This window comes from Alteromonas macleodii (assembly GCF_903772925.1).
Taxonomy (GTDB): Bacteria; Pseudomonadota; Gammaproteobacteria; order Enterobacterales; family Alteromonadaceae; genus Alteromonas; species Alteromonas macleodii_A.
This window is the reverse complement of the sequence record NZ_LR812090.1, coordinates 1,453,506-1,465,984: the sequence shown is the minus strand read 5'-3', so window position 1 is coordinate 1,465,984 and position 12,479 is coordinate 1,453,506. Positions and strand designations below refer to the sequence as shown.

Here is a 12,479-nt window from a genome sequence, read left to right as displayed (position 1 = left end):
ATCAGCCTTTAAGCTGGCCTTTTGCCAGCGCCCAAATAAGTAACGGGCCACCTAGCGTTGCTGTAACCATAGAGACAGGAAGTGTAATGGCGCGAGTCATTTCAGAGCTTAGCGCTACCAGCATTAAAAGACTTGCACCACTTAGCGCACTTAAGGGCAATAAAAAGCGATTGTTATGCCCGATGATCAAACGCAAAATATGAGGAACGAGTAAGCCTACAAACGCGATGGACCCAGCCATCGACACCGCCGTACCCACCGCGATAGCGCAAACGATGAGGGCACGTTCAGTAAGTCTTTCCACATCCACACCGCTACTTTTTGCCGCAAGTTCGCCGGCATATAGCTTGTTCAAATCACCTGCGAAAAAAAGCTGTAAACCTACAGCTATAACTATCAGCGGGCCTCCTACCGATAAAATTAACCAATTAGTTTGATATAAGCTGCCCATTAGCCAAAAAGTGAGGTTGCGAAGGGCATTAGCGTCGCTGAACATATAAAGCCAGGCAATAACAGCCCCACTAAGCGTCGATATGGCAATACCAGCAAGAATTACAGCAGTGGAGGAGCCCAGCAATTTTCTAGCTAGACGGTAAATAACAAAAGTAGATAACAAGGCACCCACAAAGCACCCAAAGGGCAGTAAGTAATGCAGGTAGGCTGTCGCCCATTGCGGCGTTAACAGTAACAATAGTGCGGCAACTAAACTCGCTCCGCTGGTTATGCCTATGATTCCTGGGTCAGCTAGCGGGTTTCGAAGTACCACCTGTAACGTTGCGCCACTTACGGAAAGCGCCGCCCCTACTAAGCATGCGGTAAGTATAAGCGGTATTTGAAGCTGAACGATAATATGCTGCTTTAAGCCGTCAGCCGCGTTAGCAAACCCTGTCACGCCAATAACACCCACCACGCCAACGGCTAACAAACAAAGTAGCGTTATTACAACCAAAGAAAGGGCTGTGCGTTTAGTTTCCATGGCTCTCAAAATCGCTTCTCAAAATCGGTTCTAAATATGCGCTCTAGATTTGGCTCGCAATGCCGCTTCTCAGTTTTGGCTTGTGAATAAGGCTTCTGATTATAGTTGTTGGGTTTGCTTTATGTGCGCAATCAAACCATCCGATGCTTCTTCAATTAAATCTAACACCAACTCAAAGCCTCGCTTTCCTCCGTAGTATGGGTCAGGCACTTCTTTGTCTTCCACATTTGCGAAGTCCAGAAAGAGCTTAATTTTTTCCTGGTACTGGCTTGGCGACATGCCATGTAAATTTGCCAAGTTGCTATTATCCATAGCTAAAATATAGTCGAAGCGCTCAAAATCACTTTCATCAACACGGCGACATTTAAGCCCCTTAAAGCTGTAACCTCTGTCGACCCCAGCTGCCTGTGAACGCTTATCTGCTGGTTTCCCAATGTGGTAACCATGCGTCCCCGCAGAATCGATTTCAATATTTAACCCGGCTTTTTTAGCTTTGTGCTTGAACACGGCCTCTGCGGTTGGAGAGCGGCAAATATTGCCCAAACACACGAACAACACCGATGTAGATTGTTTCATTCAAAATCCTATTTAAACGCAGTGACGGAGCGCGACTAAACTTTGTGCCCAGTTTCGCGTATGATACGCCGTCAGAAAAATTGTGGAGTTAGTATGACCGCACATGTACTTATGCTAAGTAGCTCTCGTCAAGGCGACGAGGCTTACCTAGAGCACGCTAGAGGACTTATTTTTGCACACTTAGGCGAAATTCGCGACCTCCTATTTGTTCCTTACGCAGCTGTAACCCAAACGTACGACAGTTATGTAGATGCTGTTGCTACTGCCTTGCCAGAATGTAATGTTACTGGGCTACATACAGTAGAAGACCCTGTGGCCGCCGTAAACAATGCGAAGAAAAATGGCCAAGCCATTGTGGTAGGTGGTGGAAACACCTTTCACCTGCTTTCAACACTTTATGCGAACGCGCTTATTGTACCAATAAAGCACGCCATCGCCGATTGCACGCCTTATATTGGATGGAGCGCGGGCTCGAATATCTGTGGCGAATCGATTAGAACCACTAATGACATGCCTATTATTGAGCCGCCTAGTTTTGATGCGCTAGATATCGTGCCGTTTCAGTTGAACCCGCACTACACCGATTATCAGCCTCCTGGCCATAATGGTGAAACCCGCGATCAGCGATTGGCCGAGTTTACTACGCTAAATCCAACCACGCCGGTGGTAGCTATCCGTGAAGGCACTGCGCTACGTCTTTGTAATAACCAACTTACTTTAGTCGGTGAAAAAGACGGCTTCATCTTCTTAGGTGAAGAAAAAACGCTAATTAATTCAGGTGATGATTTAACTTATTTGCTTGATAGCGGCGAATAGCGCTTCTTCATCAGGCTCACGCTGGTAGGGAATTTCTGCCAGCAGTGGCTCGGGTAACATGGCTTTTAGAGAATGCAGGTTTTCCTGGTATCGCGTCATGTTACCTGTGATGTCGTTAGCCACCCACCCTTTAATGTTTAGCCCATCTGCGCGTATCGCTTCTGCGGTTAATAGCGCATGATTTAAGCAGCCTAGACGCATACCCACAACGAAAATCACCTCCATGTTGAGCGCTTTCACAACATCGGATAGATAATACGTAGGCGTATACTCATCGCCCACGATTAAGGGTAATCGCCACCCGCCAGCACCTTCCATCAGCAAGAGATCTGGCTGATAAGCATGCAGTTTATTAAGGCCTTGCGCAATTTTTTCAAAGCTTAACGCCACACCTTCTTCAAGTGCTGCAATATGTGGCGCAATGGGCGGTCTTAATGCGATAGGGTTTATTTGATGAAAAGGAAGTGTCTGTCCATTTTCTTCGCTTGCGCTTTTTAGCTCGGTATTATCTATAGCTTTAATGGCTTTGTTTTCGCGTATTTTAGAGCACGCTTTTTGAATATTTAGCGCATCATCGTTAACCCACTCACCGTTAACCTGCTCACAACCAGCTGCAATAGGTTTATAGCCGATGCTGGTAAGCGATGCTTTTTGCGCTGCTTTTAGTAATTGGCATGTGACATAGGTTTTCCCGACCTCTGTGTCGGTACCAGTAATGAAATACTGCTTCATCGTTTTTCCAATCTAAAATGACTCACACGGTAGGTAAGCGGTAACTTACTTTCTACACCACTTATATCGCTGTAAGCCATTGCTAATTTTTTAATATCTCGACGGGTAAGCGGAGGTTGCTTTCGGCCAGTCTCACCCGCTCCTACACCTTTCACCGAGTACAGTAGCGACATAATATCTTGGTGAGTATCAACATAGTCTTTGGTAATAACTCGTTGTAAGCGAAGCCCTGATTGCTTAAACCCACTCTCCCACTGTGCGGTAGTCGGCAGATGAGTTTCGGCTTGCGAAAGCTGCGCCACTTTACGTGCAGTTTTAAGCTCATCAAAAGAGCCCGACACCATAATAGCAAGCTCAGCGATACCGCCCTGTTTAAGCACGCGCGCTATCTCGCTAGCAACAAGGTTTGTGTCACTCGCCCACTGCAGCGCCATGGACGAAAACACCGTTGAAAATGTGTTTTCAGAGAATGGTAAATCAACAGCACTACCTTTTACGAAAATGGGGTCAGAGTACTTTTTTCGTGCCTGCGCCAACATACCCTCAGCAATGTCTACTCCAGTTGCAACAGCCCCTTTTTCAAGAATTTCCTGTGTGTGAATACCGGTTCCACAGCCTATATCGAGGGCATCGCCCTGCAAAGCCTTTGGTAAGTTTGCTAGCCCCTGCTCGGCTATATTACGCTGGATACACGCAATACTGTCGTACTTTACTGCCGCTTTTGAGAAACTGTGTGCAATGCTCTGCTCGTTGATAGTTTGCGCAGTAACCGCTTTGCTAGCTTTGCCGGTACCGTCAGCTGATTCGGCAACCGTGGAATTACAAAACTCTGCTACGAAAGCGTCTTCATTTTGAGGAAGCACTCTTGCCGTATCATTTAATGATTGACCTACAAAAGGTTCCAATGGCTCTATCAATGTCGCTGATTTTTCACCTGGGCTTGCCGACATTTTTACATCTCTTTCTAATTTACAGAATTTCGGGCGGTTACGGCATTCATCGTACTTTATGCTTCCCTTTTAGCAGAAGGCTCACTTCCAACGCCACACGATAGCTCGTTTAAACCATTGACTGACAACTCAAGCGCATCAATTAACACATCGATATCCTGAGTCGTATGCTTTGCGGTTAAGGTTATACGCAGCCTGTCTTGGTTTTTCGGTACGGTTGGTTGCCGGATAGCGGTTGCCCAAATCCCCCGTTGTTTTAGACCTTCACTTAACGCAACGGCACGCTCTGGGCTGCCGACAATAACTGGCTGAATAGCGCTTTGCGAGGTTCCTAAGGTGATAGTTCCAAAGGTGATATGGTCTGAATTATCACTTTCCTTGTTCGCATCGAGTGTCTGTCCAAAACGTTTGTGGAACGACTCTCTGAAATAGGAAATATTGTTGGTAAGCAATTCGCGACGAGCGGTATCACTGGCGATATGGGTGAGTGAATATAAGGTTGCCACCGCTTGCGCTGGGGGCATGGCAGTTGAATACACATAGTGCTTAGAAAAATTCACCAGATAATCGATAAGGGTTTGGCTTCCGGCAATAAATGCGCCTGCTGTGCCTACCGCTTTCCCGAATGTTCCCATAACAACTGGAACCTGTTGCTGGCTTAAGCCAAGTGCTTCTACAGTACCAAAACCATTTTCGCCTAAAACTCCCATGCCATGTGCATCGTCTAACATAAACCATGCATTATATTTCGCGGCGATATCGGCCATATCTTTGCAAGGCGCAGCATCACCGTCCATGCTAAACACGCCTTCGCTGGCAATAAGAATATCTTGTTGGCTTGAATTAAAATTAGCATCAATTTCGCTATGCGCATCCGCAGCAAGCATTGGGGTATTGCAAACACCTGAAAGCACGCTTTCTAAGTGGTTAAGATCGTTATGCTTAAAGCGGCGAAGCTTGGCGCGCTCGGATACACACTGTGCCCCTTCTAAAAACGACGCATGCATGAGTTTGTCAGCAATAATATGCCCAAGCGCCCCGCTTCTGCTAGCGTGAGACATGTGAGGGAAAAGTGCCATACACAACGCTTGATTAGCGGCAAAGCCAGAGTTAAACAGCAGTGCTGATTCACGGTTTAAACCATCGGCAATATAAGCTTCAAGCGCTAAATGAGCCTGCGTATGCCCCGTGACCAAGGGCGATGCGCCGCTGCCCCCACCAAATTGCGCCAATCCTTCAACCCAACTTTGCAATACGCCTTCATGCTGGCGCATGCCTAAGTAGTCATTGCTTGAAAAGTTAAGATAGTGCTCACCGTTAATACAAATAATGCTGTCTTTTTCGTACTGCTGACGGTGACGCTGGCGCAGCAAGCCTTCCTGAGCACGCGCGCTCAATGAATCGCCTAACCAATTAAAGGCCATTACGCCTCCGTTAATTGCTGTTTCTTTGCCGCTACCTTAGGCTTGGTTGCATCAATAAACAAGTCGTTACTGTCGCCGGCCTGTTCTTGCTGTGCAATCTCCTCTTCTAATACCTGTTGATGCGCTTCATCAGAGTAATCTCGCGTACGCTCAGTATTGATTCCAAGCTTTTTAAACAGCATGACATCTTCGTGGGTATCAGGGTTAGAGGTAGTTAGCAGCTTGCAACCATAGAATATTGAATTGGCTCCCGCCATAAAGCATAGCGCCTGCATTTGCTCGTTCATGGCTTCGCGGCCTGCCGACAATCGTACGTGTGACTTAGGCATCATGATGCGGGCAACCGCAATGGTGCGAATAAACTCAAAATAGTCTAGGTCTTCTACACTATCTAGCGGTGTACCTTTAACTTTTACCAACATATTAATAGGCACACTTTGCGGCTGTTCGGGAAGGTTTGCTAGCTGCACCAGCATACTGGCGCGGTCGCTCATCGTTTCTCCCATGCCCACAATGCCACCTGAGCAAACATTCATACCCGCTGCCCGCACATTTTCCAACGTATTTAAGCGGTCTTGGTAGGTACGAGTGGTAATAATATCGCCGTAGTATTCCGGTGAGGTGTCTAAGTTATGGTTATAATAATCTAAACCCGCTTGTTTAAGTGCAACTGCTTGGTCACGGGTTAGCATACCCAACGTCATACAGGTTTCCAGCCCTAAGCTTTTCACCTCTTCAACCATTTTTAAAATGTAAGGCATATCTCTGTCGCGGGGATTTCGCCATGCAGCTCCCATACAAAACCGGGTAGAACCCACTTGCTTCGCTTCTTTTGCTCGCTGGATGACCTTCTCAATTTCTAGCAGGCGCTCTTTTTCAAGCCCTGTATCATAACGGGCACTTTGTGGGCAGTACTTACAGTCTTCAGGACATGCACCGGTTTTAATCGACAAAAGCGTGCTAACCTGCACTTCGTTAGGATTAAAATGCTGTCTATGCACCACTTGGGCATCAAACAGTAAATCGTTAAATGGCATGGCGAACAAAGCTTCGACTTCAGCTTTGGTCCAATCGTTTCGAATAGTTGTCGTTTGCGCAGAAGGCGCACTAGCCAGTGTCATTGACTGTCCTTTACTAATTATTATTGCTGGCTTAGTCTATGCCCCAATATCGAGTTGTCAACTCTGACCAACTTCAAAACTTTACTAACGGTTAATTTGTGAACAATATAGAATTTGATAAACAGCACATTTGGCATCCGTATACCTCGGCGGTTAACCCCCTTCCCTGTTACGAAGTAGTTGGCGCAAAAGGCGCTGAACTTACCCTTGCAAGCTCTGAAGTATTAGTAGACGGCATGTCTAGCTGGTGGGCCGCAATTCACGGCTACAACCATCCCGTACTCAACGATGCTGCGCATAAACAAGTGGACGCGTTTTCTCACGTTATGTTTGGTGGTATTACCCACAAACCCGCTGTGGATTTGTGTAAAACTTTGCTTAACATGGTGCCCGCTGGCTTAGAGCGAGTTTTCCTAGCTGACTCTGGTTCAGTGTCCGTTGAAGTGGCTATAAAAATGGCAATTCAGTATTGGGCATGCCAAGGACGTTCAGAAAAGTCACGTATTGTCGCGCCGCGCAATGGTTATCATGGCGATACGTTCGCCGCTATGAGTGTGTGCGACCCAGTAAACGGCATGCACAGTTTGTTTGAAGGTGTATTAAGCAAGCAGATTTTCGCGCCCGCTCCTCAAACTCGCTTTGGTCAAACCTTTAGTGAAGACGATATTCTTCCGCTTGAAGAGATTTTCGAGAAACATCACCACACCATGGCGGCGTTAATTCTAGAGCCTATCGTTCAAGGTGCAGGTGGCATGCGTATTTACCATCCTGAATACTTAAAGCGCTGCCGACAGCTTTGCGATACCTACGACGTACTTTTAATTTGCGATGAAATTGCTACTGGCTTCGGCCGTACAGGTAAGCTGTTCGCTTGCGAGCATGCAGGTATTTCGCCTGACATCATGTGTTTGGGTAAAGCGATTACGGGTGGTTATATGACACTGGCCGCGACCTTGTGTACCGAAGACGTGGCTTTAGGGGTTTGCCAAGGTGAGCCTGGTGTTTTTATGCACGGCCCAACTTATATGGGTAACCCGTTAGCTTGTGCTGTGGCAAACGCTAGTTTATCACTCATTAATGAGAACCATTGGCAGCAGCAAATACCCGCTATTGAGAAACAATTACAAACCGAGTTGGCAAAATGTGCAGACTTACCCCGCGTTGCTGATGTTAGGGTGTTGGGCGCTATTGGGGTGGTTGAGACAGTAAACCCAGTCAATGTTGCTGAAATTCAGCGCCATTTTGTAGAACAAGGCGTGTGGATACGGCCCTTTGGGAAACTGGTATACATTATGCCTCCCTATATCATATCTTCCGAGCAATTAAGTAAGTTAACCCATGCGATTTATACAGCCTTGAAATAGCGTGAGAGGTTGTTACGCTTAGCACTTACTTTTTGTCATATGAGATGAATTAATGTCGAGAGCCCCTAGCGTTAAAAGGCTTCTATAAACGGATGTTAGAAGTCAACGATTAGGCGGGTCACTAATGAGTCGACAATACTGATTATTTTATAGCGAGTTTTTAATGGTAGTGCGTGTTCTTGATAAAGTGGTCTTTGCAGTTTTATTCATTATTACATTGCAGGTACCTATTTTAGCTGATCACTATCGCCAATATTTGAATGGCTACTACGATGCACTAAGAGATGAAGTATCCAGTTCTTCTGTACTCGCTAAACAACATGGATTTTCTTCTGTGGAAGCTATGCTCGACAGCTTACAGAAAAATAGCGAGCCGGTAGTGCGTGAGAATGCGTCTATGAAAGCAAGTCGCTTTGCCCAGATCACTACATTGGAGCAGGGTATGAGAAAACTTGAGCACGGCCACTATTTCGAAAAACTAGTGTTTATGGCCTCGCCTTCTCAATACAGCACGCTAAATCGAGTACTCGACAATTTTAGTCCATCCGTACCGCTAACCCCCTCCTCAATCGTCTTTAGCCTTATTACCGCTATTTTGCTTAATTTATTAATTTGGACACCGCATTTTTGCTATTGTCAGGTTAAGAAAATCAAGGACAAACCCAAACGCTATTCTTATAAATAGCGAGTCAATCAGAACTGTACTTTGGCAAAACGACCAAAGTCGAATAGGCGCATGGACAAACTTACTAAAGAAGCTTATTCAGTACTTTCTGAAAAAAACGGCTTTTCACAATTTTTCAATCGTGGTGCTAAGAAAACATTCGCTTTAGAAATAATGCGAATTATCAATAAGTTTTTGATAAATGGCGCCAGCCACACCACCAGCTTAAAACTAGAGCAGGTTCGGCAAAAACATTTTTCTTCGAAGTCCCGATAATTTTACGGGTAAACATTTCTTCTTAAATTCGGTTAAGAGAATAAATCCCTTGTTTTAGCTCTCTGTCGAAATCTATTTATTCAGCATTTTGAAATTATAAAGATGCTTTGCTCATGTCTTTTAAGAGCGCAGTTTAAGAGCTGAGACGGTATTTCCAAACTTACAAGCGCGCAGAAAAAGGATTCTCACCTTTTTATTGAACGTGGCATCAATAATGCAACTCTTTATTCAACAGTAAGATGCAAACAATTGGTTTATTTTTTCTAGCGAAAGGTAAAAAACCAAATATCAGCGACTTACCTAAATAAATTGCAAAGGAGATACCATTATGCCTACAGATGCTCAATTATTGATCGGAAAAGTGTTGCAAATAAAAGACAAAATTATTGCTAAACGTCATTGCATCCCAAGCGATCTAGAAGCGGAATGGAACACGTTAAACAAACAAACTGCATGCTTTGAAAGTGAAGCGCTATATAAGAGTGCAGTAAAAGGCCAGGAAATGAATAAACACATTGATTATTCAGGTTCGGTGAAAGAGCTATCTCAGTTAGTAAAGCAGCTCAAAACATTGAATAAAAAGGTTAATGTTACACGAGTGCATCACTAAGGCCCCTGGCACTTTTTCATGCCTGAGGCCATAACAAGAATCGTGTTACTTTTTCTTTTTAAGGAGCACCAATGTTCTTACTTTACGCGTGCCATAGCTGGCAAGTCTTAGAAAGTCTTCGCGGGCAACCGGAATGTGTTGATATTCAACAGGCTGCCCGTCGCTCGCATCTGGATCGTGCAGATAGTAACAGTGAGGATCGCAGCTAGTTATTGCTACCCAATGGGGCACCTTTTTCTTATCAAATGCGTATGTACTGATTAGGCATAATACTGCTCCGCCAGCTTTAAGGGTTTGGTCAATAACATCCATAGGCCAGTCTGATATTGCAACGGCAATGCCTTTCTTACGTGCCTCTGCCATAAACTGCGATTCAACATTTTCGACTATCGCTTTCTTGTCAGTATTTCTAACGCCATCAACAAAAAGCGGGACATCCTGATTAATGAGCACTTTCGCTGCATAACCTTCGTTTACCGCGGCGAGCGCTAATCCTACCGGGTGGCAACCGCCATGACCTGACATCATAAATATAGTGGTAGCAGTACGCCACAACGACAGTTCTTTCTCTTGGGTCATTTCATAGCGATTGTTCAATGCACACATTGCCATCATTAATGCTGATGGACCGCAGGTAAAATCAGTCGTCTGTTGGTACCACGGATAAACCTCTGGCTTAACTGACTTACTCGGCACCAATACTTTTTGCATACGTAATGCGTCAGTGTGATCGTCGTAGTAATCGGTATACATACCAAATTGACTAAACCCTAATTTTTTATACAGAGCAATGGCGCCAGCATTACCTACTGCCACTTCCAAGCGCATAAATCGCTTTCCCCGCAAAAGCGCCCGCTCCCCCAAGCTATGTATAAGCTTTTCAGCAACGCCAAGCCCTCGCGCTTCCGGCAGAACCGCAATAGAATACAGCCTAGTAAGTTGTGTCCCGCGTCGCAGTAGCAACAGTCCATAGCCTACTATGCTATTTAAACCTTGATTATTTTGGTCAAGGTTTGAGCCTAAACTCGAGGGTGCACGTTCGGCCACAATAAGCTCTGCGTGCTGGGCATCAATGTAAAATTTGAAACGGCTTTTACTTAACCTGTCGGTGGTAAAACAGGTTTGCTCGATATGCTGAAGTAAAGCAAGATCTTGTAATGTCGCCACACGTAGCACTACATTGGACTGCGTTGAAGACACACCGACATCTTTTGTAGGTTCAGCCATCATCGCATTCTCTGTAAGATCAGGTGCGCTATTTACGGTTTTCGATGGACTTCCACTATTTACTTCAGTTACTCGCTCAGCCGATGTAATCATCGCCCTCTTTGCTCCAGCCTGTTAGCAAATTCCTGCATAATCAATTCGTACAGTTCTTTGCCTAAATATTTATCTTCGACTCCCGAGTCGATACTTGGGTTGTCGTTTACTTCAATAACATAAACAGCATTTCCGGTCTGCTTAATATCGACACCGTACAGACCATTACCCACGGCTTTCGCGGCCTTTATAGCGGCTTGTAGTACCGGCTTGGGAACTTCAAATGTGGGCATTGTGGTAAAACCGCCCGAAGAGAATCTATCTCCCTGATGGTTGTATATCTGCCAATGGTTGCGCACCATAAAATACTGGCAAGCGTAGATAGGTTTACCACCTAAAACACCAATTCGCCAGTCGAATTCAGTGAATATATATTCCTGAACCAGAACAAGCGCCGATTCAGCCAGCATTTGTTCTAAACGCGTCTTTAGCGCATCTTTATTTTCAGCCTTGTGCACGCCGCGTGAAAACGAGCTCTCTGGCAGTTTTAAAACAAGCGGCAAACCAAAGTCAGCCATTAGTTTTTCGCATACTTCATCGGTAGCGCTCGATACAAACGTGGCTTTCGGCGCCGGTACTTTCTGATAAGCAAACGCGTCCTGCAGGTACACTTTGTTACAGCAGCGCAGAATTGACTGCGTATCGTCCATAACCACTATGCCTTCTCGCTCTGCGGCACGCGCTAAACGGTAAGTATGATGGTCAATCGCCGTGGTTTCACGAATGAACAATGCATCATAGTGCCCCAATTCTTCTTGCGACAGGCGACTCACCACATCTGCGCGAAAACCCACTTTTTCAGCTGCTTTCACAAAACTTTTAATGGCGCGTTCATCACTAGGCGGCGTGCTCTCTTCAGGGTTAACCAAAATGGCCATATCCCAACGCGTGCGCTTACTTGCTTTACCTGCTTTCCACTGTATTTTTGTGTGTACTTCAAGCTGCTGAATGAAGTGTTCTTGCTGCACTGCATCTAAATCTTTAAATGCTCTCGCCTGCAACGTGGCAAAGCCTTCAATTTGCGCTTTACCCTTCGTTTTGGGCAAAACACTTTTATCGGTAACCACAAGGCTTAACATCAATATCGGATACGGATATTTTTCGAACGCTTGGCGGGCCAAACGTTTAAAGCGCTGATCTTTCACTTCACCGAAAAGTACTAATATAGGTTCATTTTTAATTTCAGTGTTGTCTTGAGATACCTGTAAGGAAAAAGCGATGCGATCGACACTTTTCTCTTCGGCCATACGTAAATCATTAACGGTATTTACTGATGGCAATACCGAATGGTTACGCGCCTGAGCCAGCAGCGAACAGTAATAGCCCTCGCTCAAATATCGCGTGGTATCGCAAATATTGATAACCCGGGTTTTGGGTTCGTTTAACTTTGGGAATTCAGCAAGATATTCTTGAAAAGTAAGTACGGTTAATGAAGAGTTACGAAAAGGGGTAACATCATCAGTAACAATCAAGGTGTTGTGCATTAATGTCGCTTCTAAAAAATGGTAAGACGGTTAACAACTAAACTGCGCTGTTCAAATAGCGTACACAGTTATTTAGGCGCGAAGTTTACGCCTAACTTTCATTTTGCATAGCACAATCTGCACGCCTTTTTTTCATCGAAATGACAATTAAAACTGATGTACAATT

12 protein-coding genes are annotated in these 12,479 nt (G+C 45.2%); 4 read left to right on the top strand and 8 right to left on the bottom strand.

All coding sequences use genetic code 11. The annotated features are described in order from the left end of the window. Nucleotide 1: 1 nt before the first annotated feature. Together PCAR9_RS06380 and PCAR9_RS06375 are read right to left on the bottom strand one after the other, a co-directional pair. Nucleotides 2-976, bottom strand: coding sequence for a FecCD family ABC transporter permease (locus PCAR9_RS06380; protein ID WP_179982885.1), 975 nt, complete (start codon nucleotides 974-976; stop codon nucleotides 2-4). A gap of 99 nt (nucleotides 977-1,075) precedes the next feature. Next, nucleotides 1,076-1,552, bottom strand: coding sequence for a low molecular weight protein-tyrosine-phosphatase (locus PCAR9_RS06375; protein WP_179982884.1), 477 nt, complete (start codon nucleotides 1,550-1,552; stop codon nucleotides 1,076-1,078). Nucleotides 1,553-1,645: 93 nt separating this feature from the next. Here PCAR9_RS06375 and pepE point away from each other — a divergent pair, with 93 nt between their 5' ends. Next, the gene (pepE, locus tag PCAR9_RS06370; RefSeq protein WP_179982883.1) at nucleotides 1,646-2,368 is read left to right on the top strand and encodes a dipeptidase PepE; all 723 of its coding nucleotides are present in this window, start codon (nucleotides 1,646-1,648) and stop codon (nucleotides 2,366-2,368) included. Here the strand turns inward: pepE and bioD are convergent. The 4 genes from bioD to bioB are packed head-to-tail and all read right to left on the bottom strand — an operon-like array spanning nucleotide 2,339 to nucleotide 6,595. Further along, nucleotides 2,339-3,100, bottom strand: a complete 762-nt coding sequence (gene bioD / locus PCAR9_RS06365) for a dethiobiotin synthase (protein WP_179982882.1) — start codon at nucleotides 3,098-3,100, stop codon at nucleotides 2,339-2,341. The genes pepE and bioD overlap by 30 nt on opposite strands. Next, nucleotides 3,097-4,050, bottom strand: a complete 954-nt coding sequence (locus PCAR9_RS06360; protein ID WP_179982881.1) for a methyltransferase domain-containing protein — start codon at nucleotides 4,048-4,050, stop codon at nucleotides 3,097-3,099. Before PCAR9_RS06360 ends, bioD begins: the two co-directional genes overlap by 4 nt. 56 nt (nucleotides 4,051-4,106) lie before the next feature. Next, entirely contained in the window at nucleotides 4,107-5,474 is a 1,368-nt protein-coding gene (locus tag PCAR9_RS06355) for an aminotransferase class I/II-fold pyridoxal phosphate-dependent enzyme (protein ID WP_179982880.1), read from the bottom strand. Continuing rightward, nucleotides 5,474-6,595 (bottom strand): biotin synthase BioB, encoded by a 1,122-nt coding sequence (gene bioB / locus PCAR9_RS06350; protein ID WP_179982879.1) that lies wholly within the window; start codon nucleotides 6,593-6,595, stop codon nucleotides 5,474-5,476. Before bioB ends, PCAR9_RS06355 begins: the two co-directional genes overlap by 1 nt. A gap of 98 nt (nucleotides 6,596-6,693) precedes the next feature. On the opposite strand from bioB, the gene bioA reads away from it, so the two are divergent. From bioA to PCAR9_RS06335, 3 genes are all read left to right on the top strand, one after another. Further along, nucleotides 6,694-7,959 (top strand): adenosylmethionine--8-amino-7-oxononanoate transaminase, encoded by a 1,266-nt coding sequence (bioA, locus tag PCAR9_RS06345; RefSeq protein ID WP_179982878.1) that lies wholly within the window; start codon nucleotides 6,694-6,696, stop codon nucleotides 7,957-7,959. 163 nt (nucleotides 7,960-8,122) lie between these two features. Beyond that, complete coding sequence (locus tag PCAR9_RS06340) at nucleotides 8,123-8,644, top strand: DUF2937 family protein (RefSeq protein WP_179982877.1); 522 nt, start codon at nucleotides 8,123-8,125, stop codon at nucleotides 8,642-8,644. A 583-nt stretch (nucleotides 8,645-9,227) separates the two neighbouring features. Next, entirely contained in the window at nucleotides 9,228-9,509 is a 282-nt protein-coding gene (locus tag PCAR9_RS06335) for a hypothetical protein (RefSeq protein WP_179982876.1), read from the top strand. A 45-nt stretch (nucleotides 9,510-9,554) separates the two neighbouring features. On the opposite strand, the gene PCAR9_RS06330 is transcribed toward PCAR9_RS06335, so the two are convergent. After that, nucleotides 9,555-10,829 carry a GNAT family N-acetyltransferase/peptidase C39 family protein gene (locus PCAR9_RS06330; protein WP_179982875.1) on the bottom strand — a complete coding sequence of 425 codons (1,275 nt, stop codon included), beginning with the start codon at nucleotides 10,827-10,829 and terminating at the stop codon, nucleotides 9,555-9,557. Further along, on the bottom strand, nucleotides 10,826-12,313 hold the full coding sequence (locus PCAR9_RS06325) for a RimK family ATP-grasp domain-containing protein (RefSeq protein WP_179982874.1): 1,488 nt from the start codon (nucleotides 12,311-12,313) through the stop codon (nucleotides 10,826-10,828). The genes PCAR9_RS06330 and PCAR9_RS06325 overlap by 4 nt, the downstream gene beginning before the upstream one ends. Between the last annotated feature and the right edge of the window lie 166 nt (nucleotides 12,314-12,479).

Coding starts and splice junctions, on each gene's coding strand:
- PCAR9_RS06380 (WP_179982885.1), bottom strand. CDS start 976: ATGGAAACTAAACGCACAGCCCTTTCTTTGGTTGTAATAACGCTACTT.
- PCAR9_RS06375 (WP_179982884.1), bottom strand. CDS start 1,552: ATGAAACAATCTACATCGGTGTTGTTCGTGTGTTTGGGCAATATTTGC.
- pepE (WP_179982883.1), top strand. CDS start 1,646: ATGACCGCACATGTACTTATGCTAAGTAGCTCTCGTCAAGGCGACGAG.
- bioD (WP_179982882.1), bottom strand. CDS start 3,100: ATGAAGCAGTATTTCATTACTGGTACCGACACAGAGGTCGGGAAAACC.
- PCAR9_RS06360 (WP_179982881.1), bottom strand. CDS start 4,050: ATGTCGGCAAGCCCAGGTGAAAAATCAGCGACATTGATAGAGCCATTG.
- PCAR9_RS06355 (WP_179982880.1), bottom strand. CDS start 5,474: ATGGCCTTTAATTGGTTAGGCGATTCATTGAGCGCGCGTGCTCAGGAA.
- bioB (WP_179982879.1), bottom strand. CDS start 6,595: ATGACACTGGCTAGTGCGCCTTCTGCGCAAACGACAACTATTCGAAAC.
- PCAR9_RS06340 (WP_179982877.1), top strand. CDS start 8,123: ATGGTAGTGCGTGTTCTTGATAAAGTGGTCTTTGCAGTTTTATTCATT.
- PCAR9_RS06335 (WP_179982876.1), top strand. CDS start 9,228: ATGCCTACAGATGCTCAATTATTGATCGGAAAAGTGTTGCAAATAAAA.
- PCAR9_RS06330 (WP_179982875.1), bottom strand. CDS start 10,829: ATGATTACATCGGCTGAGCGAGTAACTGAAGTAAATAGTGGAAGTCCA.
- PCAR9_RS06325 (WP_179982874.1), bottom strand. CDS start 12,313: ATGCACAACACCTTGATTGTTACTGATGATGTTACCCCTTTTCGTAAC.